At 45.1% G+C, this 15,360-nt stretch carries 11 protein-coding genes; 8 read left to right on the forward strand and 3 right to left on the reverse strand.

The genetic code is table 11. From position 1 onward, the window contains the following. Window positions 1-110 precede the first annotated feature (110 nt). Both L3D27_RS10330 and glmS read left to right on the forward strand, forming a co-directional pair. Window positions 111-1,463 (forward strand): FAD-dependent oxidoreductase, encoded by a 1,353-nt coding sequence (locus L3D27_RS10330; RefSeq protein ID WP_432481130.1) that lies wholly within the window; start codon window positions 111-113, stop codon window positions 1,461-1,463. A 210-nt stretch (window positions 1,464-1,673) separates the two neighbouring features. Beyond that, window positions 1,674-3,518 carry a glutamine--fructose-6-phosphate transaminase (isomerizing) gene (glmS, locus tag L3D27_RS10335; protein ID WP_432481131.1) on the forward strand — a complete coding sequence of 615 codons (1,845 nt, stop codon included), beginning with the start codon at window positions 1,674-1,676 and terminating at the stop codon, window positions 3,516-3,518. Window positions 3,519-3,640: 122 nt separating this feature from the next. On the opposite strand, the gene L3D27_RS10340 is transcribed toward glmS, so the two are convergent. Then, a complete protein-coding gene (locus L3D27_RS10340; RefSeq protein WP_284673577.1) occupies window positions 3,641-4,387 on the reverse strand; it encodes an endonuclease/exonuclease/phosphatase family protein in 747 nt (248 codons plus the stop codon). A 227-nt stretch (window positions 4,388-4,614) separates the two neighbouring features. On the opposite strand from L3D27_RS10340, the gene L3D27_RS10345 reads away from it, so the two are divergent. Genes L3D27_RS10345 through pdxH form a run of 3 tightly spaced genes read left to right on the forward strand, consistent with a single transcriptional unit; the run spans window position 4,615 to window position 7,598 of the window. Then, window positions 4,615-6,717: a M3 family metallopeptidase gene (locus L3D27_RS10345; protein ID WP_432481133.1), complete on the forward strand. Its 2,103-nt coding sequence runs from the start codon at window positions 4,615-4,617 to the stop codon at window positions 6,715-6,717. Then, window positions 6,717-6,953 carry a YheV family putative metal-binding protein gene (locus tag L3D27_RS10350; RefSeq protein ID WP_432481134.1) on the forward strand — a complete coding sequence of 79 codons (237 nt, stop codon included), beginning with the start codon at window positions 6,717-6,719 and terminating at the stop codon, window positions 6,951-6,953. Before L3D27_RS10345 ends, L3D27_RS10350 begins: the two co-directional genes overlap by 1 nt. Window positions 6,954-6,965: 12 nt before the next feature. Beyond that, window positions 6,966-7,598, forward strand: coding sequence for a pyridoxamine 5'-phosphate oxidase (gene pdxH / locus L3D27_RS10355; protein ID WP_432481135.1), 633 nt, complete (start codon window positions 6,966-6,968; stop codon window positions 7,596-7,598). 242 nt (window positions 7,599-7,840) lie between these two features. On the opposite strand, the gene plsB is transcribed toward pdxH, so the two are convergent. Then, window positions 7,841-10,453 (reverse strand): glycerol-3-phosphate 1-O-acyltransferase PlsB, encoded by a 2,613-nt coding sequence (plsB, locus tag L3D27_RS10360; protein ID WP_432481136.1) that lies wholly within the window; start codon window positions 10,451-10,453, stop codon window positions 7,841-7,843. Window positions 10,454-10,828: 375 nt separating this feature from the next. Here plsB and L3D27_RS10365 point away from each other — a divergent pair, with 375 nt between their 5' ends. The 3 genes from L3D27_RS10365 to L3D27_RS10375 are packed head-to-tail and all read left to right on the forward strand — an operon-like array spanning window position 10,829 to window position 13,897. Then, the gene (locus L3D27_RS10365; protein WP_432481137.1) at window positions 10,829-11,710 is read left to right on the forward strand and encodes an acyl-CoA thioesterase; all 882 of its coding nucleotides are present in this window, start codon (window positions 10,829-10,831) and stop codon (window positions 11,708-11,710) included. Window positions 11,711-11,724: 14 nt separating this feature from the next. Continuing rightward, window positions 11,725-12,879: a DUF1615 domain-containing protein gene (locus L3D27_RS10370; protein WP_432481138.1), complete on the forward strand. Its 1,155-nt coding sequence runs from the start codon at window positions 11,725-11,727 to the stop codon at window positions 12,877-12,879. Between the two features lie 34 nt (window positions 12,880-12,913). After that, window positions 12,914-13,897 (forward strand): CobW family GTP-binding protein, encoded by a 984-nt coding sequence (locus L3D27_RS10375; protein WP_432481139.1) that lies wholly within the window; start codon window positions 12,914-12,916, stop codon window positions 13,895-13,897. Between the two features lie 106 nt (window positions 13,898-14,003). Here L3D27_RS10375 and L3D27_RS10380 read toward each other — a convergent pair whose 3' ends face one another. After that, window positions 14,004-15,320, reverse strand: a complete 1,317-nt coding sequence (locus tag L3D27_RS10380) for a hemolysin family protein (RefSeq protein WP_432481140.1) — start codon at window positions 15,318-15,320, stop codon at window positions 14,004-14,006. Window positions 15,321-15,360: the final 40 nt, after the last annotated feature.

A 15,360-nucleotide genomic window follows, 5' to 3' on the forward strand; every position in this document is an offset into this window, starting at 1 on the left:
GTGCTAAAATAGAACAAATGTAAGCTGATTTTATGTTTTGGTTTGATAAAATTTTGGCAATACCAAACCAAGCACACACCACCCCATCACAACAATCAACAAGGTCATTTATGAGCATTAGCACAGACAAACAACCTCATTGGAAAAAATTCATCTGCCTTGCCTGCGGATATATTTATGATGAGCAAGCTGGCGACCCCACCAGCGGACTACCTGCTGGCACTCGCTTTGATGATATCCCTGACGACTGGCATTGCCCTGTATGTGGCGTTACTAAAGATGGTTTTGAGCCTTATGATGAGCATCAAATCAGCAGTACTGACAGCACGCATAAACAAGGCGTTGTCATCATCGGTGCAGGCTTGGCTGGTTGGAGCGTGGTTGATGCCCTACGCACGCTAAATAAAGACATTCCCATCACGCTCATCTGTGCTGACTTGGGCGACCGTTATCATAAACCCATGCTATCTGTCGCCATCTCTCAGGGCAAGACCGCCCAAGAGCTTGTTCGAACCACAGCGGTACAATCAGCTAAAGACAATCAAATCACACTATTGGCAAACACTGTCGTTACTAGCATTGATACCGCCACAAAAACAGTGCATACGCCTAGCGACAGCATAAGCTATAATCACCTAGTGCTTGCCATTGGGGCGACACCTGCCTATCCACCTACCATCAACCCAAAGGCGACTTGGCATGTCAATAATCTTGAGCAATTTAGCAAACTACAAGCAACTCTTAATCACCAAGACGCACCAAGACACATCGCCATCATCGGTGCTGGCATGGTTGGCACCGAACTTGCCGAAGACCTAATCAATGCAGGGCATACCGTCAGTTTGATTGATGTTAATGCTTATCCATTATCTGCCATGTTGCCTGTGGTGGCAGGCGAACGCATTTTAGCTGCCATCATAAATAAAGGCATCAGTTGGCTAGGTTCAAGCATGGTAAAAGCCATCAGTGAGAACCAATCTGGCGGTCATGACATCACGCTACACGATGGCACAGACAGCGAGCAGACTGTACACGCTGATGAAGTGATTGTGGCGACAGGGCTTGTCATTGACGAGCAACTCCCCACCCAAGCAGGTCTTGACTTTGACAGACGCACAGGCATCGCCATCAATCCTGCTACCTTGCAGACGAGCGTGCCGAACATCTATGCCTTGGGCGACTGCATCAGCATCCATGGCACGCCTTGTCGCTATGTCGCACCACACCGAGCCCAAGCTACCGCCATTGCTCATGAAATCTTGGGCCTACCCCATGCAGGATACGAGCATAAAGCACCAATGATTCGCCTAAAAAATAAGAGCATCAATGTTACCGCCAATGGCAATCCACGAGCAGATGGTGATTGGCATATCATCAAAGATGATAAGGACGAGCTGTCTCTTGAGCTACATGATGGCGGTCAAGTCATCGCTAAAGCCCTACTCAAATCCCCTCAAAGCTAAACTCATCACTCACACACAACCAAAATGAAACACCTTACACGCCATAAGGTGTTTAATTTTTGTAAATCATTGTCAATTTAGCCCCACACAGCACCAAAGTCCACTATAATAACAAGACCAATAAAAAGCATCTGTGATATTGGTCGTATTCTAAGCGATGAAGCTGTTCGCTTAATTTTTCATTGATTTTTTTGATACTAAGGAATGTTTATGTGCGGTATCGTTGGGGCCATTCGTAGCCAAGCTAATGTTGTTGATTTTTTGACCGATGGTCTAAAACGCCTAGAATATCGAGGCTATGATTCATCTGGTATCGCTGTGTATAGCGAAAACGAAAACAAAATCAAACGAGTTCGCCGTGTTGGTCGTGTGGCACTCATGGAAGAAGCAGCCAAAGCCAAAGGGTTATTTAGCAACATCGGTATCGGGCACACTCGCTGGGCAACGCACGGTGGCGTAACAGAGCCAAACGCTCACCCACACATCTCAGGCGGTACGATTGCGGTGGTGCATAACGGCATCATTGAGAATTTTGAGGCGGAGCGTACTCGCTTAGAAGCATTGGGGTTCCATTTTGAATCCCAGACTGACACCGAAGTCATCGCCCACAGCATTCACCACGAATACACCCAAAATGGTGGTCATCTTTACCGTGCCGTTCAGACTGCCTGCTCTCGCTTTCATGGTGCTTATGCCATCGCTGTCATTACCCCAAACGACCCAACCAAAATGGTGGTCGCTCGCATGGGTTGTCCGCTACTCATCGGTTTTGGCGAGCATGAAGTATTCATTGCATCTGATGTGTCGGCGGTGGTGTCATTTACTCGTCAAATCAGCTACCTAGAAGATGGCGACATTGCCCTACTTAGTGCAGACGGCATCGAAACCCTGCTAGATAAAGACGGCAACACCCCACAGCGTCAAATCAAAACTTCTCAGCTATCATTGGCAAGCCTTGAGCTAGGTCCATACAGCCACTTCATGCAAAAAGAAATCAATGAACAACCAAGAGCGGTTGCTGATACGGCAGAGATTTTCTTGGACGGTGGCTTTATTGCCAAGAATTTTGGCGAAAATGCCCCAGAGGTATTCTCCAAGATTAACAGCATTAAGATTCTCGCCTGCGGTACTTCGTACTATGCCGCTTTGACGGGCAAATATTGGCTAGAATCCATCGCCAAAATTCGCTGTGATGTTGAGATTGCCAGCGAATATCGCTATCGTGATGTCATCGCCGACCCAAGCGAGCTGATCATCACCATCAGTCAGTCAGGCGAGACACTAGACACAATGGAAGCCTTAAAATACGCCATCAGTGAAGGTCATGAATACAGCCTATCTGTCTGCAATGTCATGGAGTCTGCCCTACCACGCAATAGCACGCTTGCCATCTATACCCGTGCAGGGGCAGAGATTGGCGTAGCAAGCACCAAAGCCTTTACCACACAGCTTGTGATCTTATTTGGTCTGGCAGTAACCTTAGGCAGGTTGCGTGGACACATCAGCGATGAGCAGGTGGCACAATATGGCGAAGAGCTACGCCTACTGCCCGGTAGCATTCAGCACGCCCTAAATCTTGAGCCACAGCTTTCTACTTGGGCACAAAAATTCGCCACCAAACCATCAGCATTATTCTTAGGTCGTGGCATTCACTATCCAATCGCCCTAGAAGGGGCATTAAAACTAAAAGAGCTGACCTACATTCATGCAGAGGCCTATCCAGCAGGCGAGCTAAAGCATGGTCCGCTAGCACTTGTTGATGAAAATATGCCTGTGGTGGTCATCGCACCAAACGATAAGCTACTCAATAAAGTCAAAGCCAATATGCAAGAAGTCGGTGCAAGGGGTGGCGAGCTGTTTGTTCTGACCGACCTTGACAGCGACTTTACCGAGACCGAAGGGGTTCATGTCATCCGTACACCACGCCATGTCGGTGTGCTATCGCCCATCGTTCATACCATCGCCGTACAGCTACTGTCCTATCATGTCGCTTTGGTGCGTGGCACTGATGTTGATAAACCAAGAAATCTGGCAAAATCGGTAACAGTTGAATAGCCCATTAGCCCATATATAAAAAAGGCGAATTGCTTTATCAGCTCGCCTTTTTTATGTCTCATCAAATAACCAAAATACCAATCGCACAGTAACAAAAACTACATGGGCATTTTATAATCAATCTACACCAACCCCACCACCGCACTGATTGGTAGATGGTCGGATAAATTTGACCACGGAATGCCAGCATGAACAGTGGCGTGATGGACTTTTAGGTTTCGTACATAGATGCGATCAAGGCTTAATACAGGCATTTTGGCAGGATAGGTGGCAGGATACGCCCCATGAATGTCATAAAACGCCTCCACCATGCCTAAAGATTCTAAAACCTTGGTTGATTTTTTTGTCCAATCATTAAAATCTCCTGCCAAAATCAAAGGGGTATCTTTGTTGATATTACCATCAATATAATCAATGATGGCTTGATACTGTTTCACTCTATCCATGTGAAGCAGGTTTAAATGAACACACAGCACCACGACAGGCACACCCCAGCCATCAGGATACACCTCACAATGCAACACCCCTCGCTTTTCTAGGCGAGTTACCGTGATATTGACATTATGCTTGGGGTCAAGTGGGTGGCAAGACAGCACAGCATTGCCATGATGACCGTGTTCGTACTGTGCATTTTTACCATAGCTGTCAGCATATGACAAATACTCACCAAACCATTCATGTTGCGACTGATTAGGATACTCATTAAAAGCAACCGCTCGTTTTAGGTTTTGTCCTTGTACCTCTTGTAAGCACAAAATATCAGGATTAAGGGACTTAATCGCCCCTGCCATGCCATCTAGCTTAACAAGACGATTAAAAGGAGACATACCTTTATGGATATTATAACTGGTAACAGTAATGGGGTTCATGGGGCATGATATTTTTAGCAATAAACAAATCAGTCATTGTAGCACGATTTTTGGCACATTTTTTATCTGACTATCAATTTTATCTCAACTTCAAAGCTCCCAAAAACTGACACCCACAAATAGCACAGCCCAAACCAAAATAAAATCCCCAAAAAACACCGCCCGTCATTGCAAATTGTCCTACTCGCCCTTATAATTTTATAACATTTATTCATATTGGACATACCATGAGCATTGATTTTAACCACAACAACTTTGATTCACGCTTACGCTTAGTAGATTTTAGTAAAGCCAGCCCCCAACAACTTGCAGATGACATTACGCACGCACTTGGTGTTGCTCATGCGTTTTTGGATAAAATAGAGCAAGCAGAAACGGGCGGTATGCCACTTGCCATCATTGATGAATTTGACAGCCTAAACCACGCCATTCATCGCCCTTTTGGTGTGCTATCACATCTCAATAGCGTCATGAATAATGACGAGATTCGCCATGTTCATCACGAGATTTTGCCAAAACTCAGTGAGTTTGGTGTGCGTGTTGGTCAATCAAAACCTTTGTACGACTTGTATAAATCCGTGGAAAGCCAGTTGTCTGACAGTAACGACATCGCTCGTGTGCGTGCTGTCGCTCTTGCCTTGCAAGGCTTTGATTTATCAGGAGTGAGCCTACCTGATCACAAAAAAGCCCAATTTGCCGACATTCAAAGCGAGTTGTCGCTACTGTCTGCTAAGTTTTCAGACAATGTGCTAGATGCCAGTGCTGCTTTTGCCCTGCCACTAACACAGGCTCAATTAGACGGCATCACCCCAAGCGGACTTGCCCTATTAAAAGCAGCAGGCGACAACTACAAAGCCAAGCACCCCACAGCCACTTTGCCAACTGACTATGTCGCCACACTGGATATGCCGATGTATCTGGCAGTCATGCAGTACGCCACCGACCGCAACCTGCGTGAAACGCTATATCACGCCTACAACACACGAGCATCTGACCAGATGACTTTTGATGGCGAAAAAGACGGCAAGCCTAGCAAATTTGACAACAGCGACATCATGACACGCATTCTAACCTTGCGTGCCAAACAAGCTGCCCTGCTTGGCTTTGATAACTACACCCAAGTATCGCTCGCCACCAAGATGGCAGATACCCATGAAGAAATTGAAACTTTCTTATTAAATCTTGCTGATAAGGCACGACCTTTTGCTGAAGCGGATTTAGCACAAGTTAAAGACTTTGCCAAAACTTTAGGGATTGATGAAGTCCAACCATGGGACATTCCATTCATCAGCGAAAAGTTACAAAATGCCAAATACAGCCTAGACAACGAGGCAATTCGCCCTTACTTCCCTGTACCTGTGGTGCTAGAGGGTATGTTTGATATCATTGATACGCTGTTTGGTGTACGCTTTATTGCCAAAGATGCACCAACTTGGCATGATGATGTGCAGTTTTTTGAGGTGCATGACAAAGATGGCTTGATTGGCGGTGTTTACATTGACCTATATGCTCGTGCGGGCAAATCAGGTGGTGCATGGTTGTCAGATTTTCAAAACAAGCACGCCACCTTGGCAGGCGATGAGACTCTACCTGTATGCTTTGTTGTAGGCAACTTCTCGCCTGCCGTCGATGGCAAGCCAAGCCTACTGACCCATGACGAGGTTTTAACTTTATTCCATGAATTTGGTCATGCTCTGCATCATTTATTGACCAAAGTCAGTATCGCCGATGTCTCTGGCATCAGTGGCGTGGAGTGGGATGCGGTTGAGCTACCTAGCCAGTTTATGGAAAACTTTGCTTGGGATAGTGATGGCATTGCCAAAATCAGTCGTCATGTCAAAACAGGCGAGCCACTACCTAGTGATAAGCTATCTGCGATGCTTGCTGCCAAAAACTTCCAGTCAGGCTTGCAAACACTGCGTCAGATTGAGTTCGCTTTATTTGACCTGCGTATCCACACAGGTAATCTAGACAACTACGCCCAAATCTTAGACACCCTGCATAAAGTCCGCCAAGAGGTATCGGTCATCATACCACCTGCCAATAACCGCTTTGGTAATGGGTTTGCCCATATCTTTGCAGGTGGTTATGCTTCAGGCTATTATTCTTATAAATGGGCAGAGCTGTTATCGGCAGATGCTTTTGGCTTGTTTGAGGCGAATGCCGATACCGTAGGCGTGCTAAACCCTGCCATAGGTCAAGCGTTTTATCATCATATCCTAGCGATGGGCGGGTCACGCACAGCCAAAGAGAATTTCATGGCCTTTGCTGGGCGTGAGGCACAGATTGATGCCTTACTGCGTCATAGTGGCTTTACCGAGGCGGCGTGATGCGTTATCAATCCAACCGTCCAAAACGCCAGTTTCTCGCTGGCGTTGCCTGCCCAAAATGTCGCACCATGGACGCTATCGTACAGATTCAAGTTTTTCTCCCTGAATTTGACGAATGGATAGAATGCACTGCCTGCGACCACAGCGAACGCCGTCCCACCATCGATGAGACCGCCACCATGCGTGAACAAGATGGTTTCACACCTGATGGCGTGGGCGTGGTGAAGTTTAAATAAGTGAGCAACATCATGAACCTGCACGACATTCGAGAAGAATACAGCAAACAAGAATTGGACAAATCACACTGCCATGACCACCCCATTGAGCAGTTTAAGATTTGGTTAAACGAGGCAATGACCACTAAGGTCAATGAGCCTACTGCCATGAACATCGCTACCATTGATGCCAACGGTCGCCCAAGTAATCGCATGGTTTTATTAAAAGAAGTCAATGATGACGGCTTTGTGTTTTTTAGCAACTACCACAGTCGCAAAGGTCAAGCATTATCACACAACTCTTATATCGCCATCACTTTTTTTTGGGCAGAATTAGAACGCCAAGTGCGTATTGAAGGCATGGTAGAAAAACTTGATGAGCAAGCATCTGATGAGTATTTTAACAGTCGTCCCTACACCAGTCGCATCGGTGCATGGGCAAGTGAACAAAGCCAAGTCATCAGCGACAAATCCGTCATCGTCAAGCGTGCTGCCATGTTTGGCATCAAACACCCCCTGCATGTGCCTCGACCAACACACTGGGGGGGCTATCTGGTGCGAGCAGATGCCATTGAGTTTTGGCAAGGTCGTCCCTCTCGCCTGCACGACCGCATTCGCTATCGCCTAGATGGCGATGATTGGGTGATTGAACGCCTTGCTCCTTAGGCTTGTGCATCATTAATAGCAACTGCGATATAGGCTGTAGAATGTGTAAACTAAAGCCCGACAGCTAAAGCAAGACTAGCGAACGGCTCTACATCAAGATACAGCTTGTCAGATATATCTGGCATTGTTAAAAGCACACACCAATCAAAACAGGCACAAAAAGTAGCAGTCAAAAATTGGTTGACCCACCCAAGCATACAAAAAAATAAGGGCGGATATACGCTCCGATTTTGCCAACTGCTCTATGACCGCTTTGACTTACCAAAAATATTCTTAGCATTCATCTGCTCAATGGCGGTTGCGATGTCGCCATCATTTAAACTTGCTGTATGGCGAAGCAACTGCATCATGTCAGGAGTTAATACAAACTTGGCATTTTGGGCGATATTATCAATCCGCTCATCAAAGACCACCACACCTGTGTCATCCATCCGTATGTAACCTAGACGCTGCAAGGTGTCAATAAAACTTGTGAACAATGCCTTATCAAACATATCTGGCAAATCATCTGCATATAACACCGAGATTCGCTGTCCAAGTACATGGCACAGATTAACCACTTGCTCTGCCGTCAAGCGACCACTACCCTGCTCTGATAATAATGCTAATGCCATAAAATAGCGTTCAAGACTCTGCTGAGCGGCACTTGCCAATACGATGAGTTGTTGATAGCTATCCGAGTTGGTCTCAGGCACACCCAGAACACCATCACCCAAATCCACAATAACCGCTTCATCAATCAGCACAGACAAGATTTTATCGGTTAGCTTGCCAGTATTTTTTAGGGCGGTGTTTAAGAATAATTCGGCTTGCAAGAATGGATACATCAGCTCAACAATGGCGTCTAGCTTACTACGATAAATGCGACCATTACGCTGTACCAATGCCGCTAAAAAACTTGCCATGATGAACACATGCAAAATGTTGTTTCTAAAATAGCTCAGTAGCGGTGCTTGCTTGTCTGCCACACGAATCATATCACCCAAGACATGGGGCGTGCGTTCGATGAGTTTTAATTTTTCACCATAAGCTATAATCTCTTTGGGCGATAAATCCGTAATATAGGTATCTGCATCATAAGGTAAGGCGTTGGCGATGCGTTGATACAGGGCAAGCTGTTCGGTGCATTGCTCTTCATCTAAGGCGGCTTTTGGTGTGGACAACAATACCAACGCCAAAAGCGATACAGGATTAACCACCGCAGATTTATTGATATTTTGTAATACTTTTACGCCCAAGTTTTGTACCATGGCGTGGGTATTTTTGATGTTTGTTGGGCTTCGGTCTTGGGGCTTGACCGAAAATTTGGTTATAAAATCATCTAAATAAAGCGGTTCGCCAAAGGACAGATTCACCGTGCCAAAGACACGCTCAATCTTGCGTGCAGCTTTTAAAATCCCTAGCCAGTTTTCAGACTCCTTTGGTTTACCCTTTAGCTCACCCACATAAGTTGCCCCCTCCATGATGCGTTCATAGCTAATGTAAGTAGGGATAAATACCACCGGTTTGGCAGGCTCACGCAGATGGCTGTTTACCGTCATCGCCAACATACCCAGCTTCGGTGGCAACAAGCGACCCGAACGAGAACGCCCGCCTTCGATGAAATACTCCATCGGCACCGCCCTTTGCATCAGGCTATGTACATATTCTTTAAACACCGTGCTATAAAGAGCATTGCCTTTAAAGCTACGACGCATAAAGAATGCTCCGCCATTTCGTAGCATCTGACCAAGCACAGGAATATTTAGGTTCTCGCCTGCGGCAATATGCGGAATACGAAGCCCTCGCTTATAAATCACATAAGATAACAGCAGATAATCCATGTGACTGCGATGGCACGGAACATAGACGACCTGATGGTCAGGAGCAAGTCGTCTGACTCGCTCAAAATTACGCACCTCAACACCATCATACAGACGAGTCCATAACCATGTCAAAAAATGGTCAAAAAATCTTAACACCGAGTGCGAATAATCGCTAACGATTTCGTTAATGTAGCCTGCTGCTTCTTTTTTAACAGCAGCGATGGATTTGCCAGATTCTACTGCTTGCTTTTCGATGGCAGCCAACACCACAGGTGATGATAAAATTTTTCCCGCTTCGTTGCGTCTATCGGATAAATCAGGGCCAACGATACTGGTGTGTTGCTTATCCAAAAACCCTTTTAACCTTAGATGAATGGTGCAAGGTAGATTGTCGCTCACCCCTGCTTTGGCATCTTTGATGAGTGTTTGTAGTGATTTAGCTTCAGAGAATCGCACAAAGGTATCACGCCCCATGACAACGATATTAAACAGCTGTTTAGGAATGCTAGGCGAACGCCACTCATCAGCAAACAGCAAACGAAACATGGATTCTTCTTTATCAGGGGCACGCCCCCACAAGATGGTAACTGGTATCAAATTAACATCAAAATCAGGATTATTAAGACAAATCTCAACCAGTCTTTGTAAGCGTGGAGAGACACTTTCTTCACGGTCTTTGTTACGCCCACGCAAAAAAATCATCGCAGATGACTCCGCCAAAAGCAGATGATTGACCTGTGCCAAGGCTGATGGCAACTCCAGCTCATCTGTCATCATGCCCACCAACAGACTGTTTGAACGAGAGTAATCTCGTATCACATAAAAAGTCGGATTGTCATTGTCAATAACAGGTGCATGACCTATCACGGTCGGCTTAACCATCAAAGACAGGCTTTTTGCAGAGGTTTTGCGGTAGGCATTTGGACTCTCCCCTGTCTTTTTTGGGGTGGTTTTGGTGGTATCATGCTCATCATGTGCCGTCAGTGGCGATGCAGTTTTTTTTCCAAAACCTAGTAGGTTGGTCAATTTTGATTTGGGCAGTTTTAACATGGCTTGAATGTGTCGTTATGATTGGTGATATTTTACCATTTTTTATGGCATTGGGCGACAAAAGTTATCAAGAAAATCACCGAAAGAATGCTAGAATAATGCACATTTGTACACATTTGTTATACCATCAAGGCAAGGACTCTGTTTGGTGGCAGATTGGGTAAATTGTTGGCAACCCTACGCACACAACCGTATTTTCGGCTATTTTTTGAATAGCATTCCCCAATCAGTCAGATGATTCATGTAAAATTCATACACAAAAAGGTAATATAATTACCCCCATAAATATTGACAATAGAAAAAGGCCATTAGATAATATCAGATTTTTTAATTCGCACAAATCATCAACACAAGATAAATACCAAACAGGTCTGCATGATTGCTTGTTTTTTGTGTTTTAGCCTGCTTGTTTTTATTATTGAACATTATTCACCAATCGGACCGAGCTTTGACTATGTAGGACCTCGCATTTTTGGTGGTCAGGTGTTAGCACAGGCGCTCATGGCGGCAGCGATGACGCTAGAACATGATAAGCCCTGCCACTCTTTGCATGGGTATTTTTTGCGTGGGGGTGATATCCGCTACGATGTGCATTATCAAGTTCGCCGTCTGCGTGATGGGCGCAGTCTATCCGCCCGAGAGGTCATCGCTGTGCAGTACACCCCCAATGATGCAGGCGAGCTGACCGAGCAGGTGATTTTTTCGATGATTGCATCATTCTCACCGATGGAAGGCGGACTTGAATACCAAAAGACCATGCCAAGCTATCCTGACCCACAGACACTGCTGAACGAACAAGAGCTTAAATCGTCTTATGTGGACAGCATTCCAGATGCCCTAAAAACAAGATTCATGCGAAAACGCCATGTAGAAATCAAGCCCATTGAGGCAAGAGACCCAATCACGCCCAAACCCATGCGACCACGCCAAGCCAACTGGCTACGCATTAGCGAGCTAGGCGAGCATCCTGTAGCGGTACATCAGGCATTGCTAGCTTTTGCTTCTGATTTTTATTTGGTGGGGACAGGGCTGATGAGTCATGGGCTAAGCTACCTAAGTCGTGGATTGCAAGTGGCGAGCATTGACCACTCCATGCACTTTCATCGTCCCTTTGACATCAATGAGTGGTTGCTGTACGATATGTGGAGCGACACCACAAGTCATGCCAAAGGACTCAACCACGGACAATTTTGGCAAGCTGGCAAGCTGGTCGCCACCACACAACAAGAAGGTCTGATGCGTCTGCATTCATCATAGGTTTTATAGTTATTATGCCAAAACGCACATTACCCATCGTGCTTGGTGCTGTTTTTTTGACAGCGTGTAACAGCCCAGAAAGCACCCCCATCAATACATTGAGCGATAAACAAATCGCCAAACTCATTCCTGCTCGTGTGTCCGACAGGGCTTCTTGGGCAGGCGATATCGCACAGATATTTGACCAACTAAAACTACCCAAAACCACCCAAAACATCTGTACTGCCATCGCCGTCATCGATCAAGAATCCAACTTTCGTGCTGATCCGCCTGTTGCCAATTTGGGCAACTTGTCTTTAAAAGCCATCGATGAAAAGCTAGAAGCGAAGTTTGGCAAAATGCTTGCCAAGACCTTTCGTACCATGCTTGAGACCAAACCCTCTACCGAAAACAGCTTCATCAAGCAAATCAAACAAGTCAAAACCGAACGAGAGCTTGATGAACTGTACCAACAAATCTTTGATTATTTTACCAGTACTTATAAGGTCTCAGGGTTGGCACACATTACCAAACTGTCGGGCGAAGGCATTGATGAGCGCATCAATCCCATTACCACACTTGGTTCAATGCAGGTTCATATTGACTATGCTCGCACCCATCGTCGTAGTAGCATGGATGACCGCTCCCTAAGAGCTGACCTATATAGTCAATACGGTGGGCTATACTATGGCATTCACCGCTTGATGATGTACAAGGCAGACTATGACAAGCCTCTGTACCGCTTTGCTGATTATAATTCTGGTATGTATTCTAGTCGCAATGCCGCCTTTCAACAGCGTATCAGTAGCCTAAGTGGCTCAAAAATAGACATTGATGGCGACCTGCTTTTATATAATGGCGGTAGTATCAGCAGTAAAAAAAGCCAAAGCGAGACCGTGCTTATCAAACTGCTCACTAGTGGTCCAACACCATTGAGTGAACGGCAGATTCGCAGCGACCTAAAAAAAGAAAAGTCCAAAGACTTTGAGACAACACAGACCTACCATGCCATCAACGAAATGTTCAAGAAAAAATACAAAAAAGAGCCAAGTTATGCCATCATGCCTCAAGTAATCATTTCAGGTCCTAAACTTAGCCGTGATTATAATACCAATTGGTTCGCCTCTCGTGTGGATAAACGCTACCAAACTTGCATGGCAACCGCCAAAAAATACAAAATCAAATCATAATCCAAAAAGACCGCAGTCAAGATAAGCCAACAGCATGAGCATACCAACCACCCCTACACGCACACCTACCACACTCATCACAGGATTTTTAGGGGCGGGTAAAACCACTTTTATCAACGCCTTGCTGTCTTATAAAGATGATGAAAGATGGGGCATTTTGGTAAATGAATTTGGTAACATTGGTATTGATGGAAGTTTATTTGACACCAAAGACATTGATATTCAAGAAGTGAGTGGTGGCTGTATTTGTTGCAACAGTCAGCTACCCATGCAAGTGGCACTACTACAACTATTAAAACATCAGCCCACCCATCTCATCATTGAGCCAACAGGCTTAGCTCATGCAGATGAGCTGATAGAACAGTTTGAACTACCCCATTGGCAAAACACCCTTCGCCTAAATGCCGTCATCTGTATTCTAAATGCCTCACAATGGCAACAAGAACAATATCGCACGCACACCAGTTATCAGATGCACATTAAATATGCCGACATCATCATCGTCAGTCGTGCCGACACACTAAACGATGATGATTATCAGCAGATGATGAGTTGGGCTGATACCATCAATAATACCGCCAAGATCATAAAGTTTACTGATGATGCCTGCCTGCTTGACCTACTACATACCCCAAGAAAGGCACAGCAACCACACACAAACCCCCTGTCTATCAGACCGCCATCACAAATGGCATCACAGCATACCAACGATGGCACATCTTTACCCTATCGTTATCATGAGCGAATGTCAGGCTATGAAGTCGGTGGGTGGCGACTGCCTAAGTCGTGGCGATTTGACAGCTATCGACTACAAAAATGGCTACTTAATCTGCCCAGCTACGCTCGTATTAAAGGCATCATGCACACCGATGAAGGTTGGCTGTCTTTGAACATCACGCCAGAAAGCATCACCATCAGCCCCACCACCAAAAGAGATGATGGTAAACTTGAGCTGATTTTGACAAACACTGTCTGCTGGGAAAGCCTTGATGATGAACTGATGGCATTTATTCTTTAAATTTCGTTATTTTCTTATCTATTTTCATTCCATAAAAAAAAGAAGAAATACCCCCTCTTTTTTTATCTAACTTATCATAAAACCAACTGAACAAACCTCATCATGGCTATATCCAATCCCGATCTGCCTCATCGGCAGGTAGACGAGTAACAAGCACTTGGTCAATCTTATAATAGTCAATGTCCACCACTTCAAATTTGAGATTCTCATGCACCACAAAGTCAGCAGGTCTAGGAATCTTACGCAAGCGATACATGATAAATCCTGCCAATGTCTCATAATGATCCCAATCATCAAACTCTGTAATATCCAAAGCGTGCTTGACATCATCAATCGGTGTACTGCCATCAATCAACCAAGAATGCTCATCTCGCTTGATGATTTGTTGCTCCTCTTCAATGGGTGCGACCCAATCCCCCATCACAGTTATCATGATATCAGATAAGGTAATCACGCCAACCACAAGGGCGTACTCATTGATGGCAACAGCAAATTTTTCTTTACTAGCACGAAATTTATCCAGTAGCTCTGATAAAGTAAGCGTATCGGGGATAATCAGCACATTTCTAATCGCACTTTCATGGATATTTAAAATAGACTGGTTATTCAAAATTCGCACCAAGATATCTTTGGTGTCAATATAGCCAATCACATTATCAATACTCTCACCACACACCAAAAATTTAGAATACGGATATTCAGCAATCTTTTGGCGGATGCTCTCTTCGCTCTCGTCTAGTGTAAAATACACCACATCTTCACGCACAGTCATAGAAGATGGCACGGTACGCTCTTCTAGCTCAAAGACATTTTCAATAAAATGTTGTTCTTGTTGCAACACCACGCCCGCCTCCGCTCCTGCATCCATGATGGCAGAGACATCATCAAAGGTGATGCTTTCTTCTCGTACGGTATTGATTTTAAAAACACGAAATACCAAGTTGGCGATACCATTGATGACCCAGACAAGGGGTTTGACAATCCTAAACACGACAAGCACAGGGTCAATAACCATGAGTGCCATTTTTTCAGGGTTAATCATGGCAAGGCGTTTGGGAATTAGGTCGGCATACAAGATAAATAGTAGCGTTACCACCACGAAACTGGTAAAAAACGCAATGTTGTCTAAATACTGCCCATCATAAAGATAACTAATCCACTGAGCAAAATAAGGACGCAACGCCCCCTCACCCACCGAACCACCCAAGATGGCAACAGCATTTAGACCAATTTGACTGGTGGCAAAAAAATCAGCAGAGTTTTCTTGCAGGTGCATGATTTTATCAGCACGGGCATCACCACCTTCACTGATGAGTTTCAATTTTAATTTTCTAGCACCCGCTAGGGCGATCTCCGAGATGGAAAAAAAGCTAGACACCAAAATCAAAACAGCAATTAAAAATAAATTTTGTAGTAATTCCATGTGAATGACGAAAGTATTGGGTAGATGAAAGATAGTTTAT

The sequence above is a fragment of the Moraxella sp. ZY200743 genome (assembly GCF_050885545.1).
In the GTDB taxonomy this organism is placed as follows: Bacteria; Pseudomonadota; Gammaproteobacteria; order Pseudomonadales; family Moraxellaceae; genus Moraxella; species Moraxella haemolytica.

Bases quoted from the DNA above. Each gene is read 5' to 3' on its own strand.
- L3D27_RS10330 (WP_432481130.1), top strand. From the start codon at position 111: ATGAGCATTAGCACAGACAAACAACCTCATTGGAAAAAATTCATCTGC.
- glmS (WP_432481131.1), top strand. From the start codon at position 1,674: ATGTGCGGTATCGTTGGGGCCATTCGTAGCCAAGCTAATGTTGTTGAT.
- L3D27_RS10340 (WP_284673577.1), bottom strand. From the start codon at position 4,387: ATGAACCCCATTACTGTTACCAGTTATAATATCCATAAAGGTATGTCT.
- L3D27_RS10345 (WP_432481133.1), top strand. From the start codon at position 4,615: ATGAGCATTGATTTTAACCACAACAACTTTGATTCACGCTTACGCTTA.
- L3D27_RS10350 (WP_432481134.1), top strand. From the start codon at position 6,717: ATGCGTTATCAATCCAACCGTCCAAAACGCCAGTTTCTCGCTGGCGTT.
- pdxH (WP_432481135.1), top strand. From the start codon at position 6,966: ATGAACCTGCACGACATTCGAGAAGAATACAGCAAACAAGAATTGGAC.
- plsB (WP_432481136.1), bottom strand. From the start codon at position 10,453: ATGTTAAAACTGCCCAAATCAAAATTGACCAACCTACTAGGTTTTGGA.
- L3D27_RS10365 (WP_432481137.1), top strand. From the start codon at position 10,829: ATGATTGCTTGTTTTTTGTGTTTTAGCCTGCTTGTTTTTATTATTGAA.
- L3D27_RS10370 (WP_432481138.1), top strand. From the start codon at position 11,725: ATGCCAAAACGCACATTACCCATCGTGCTTGGTGCTGTTTTTTTGACA.
- L3D27_RS10375 (WP_432481139.1), top strand. From the start codon at position 12,914: ATGAGCATACCAACCACCCCTACACGCACACCTACCACACTCATCACA.
- L3D27_RS10380 (WP_432481140.1), bottom strand. From the start codon at position 15,320: ATGGAATTACTACAAAATTTATTTTTAATTGCTGTTTTGATTTTGGTG.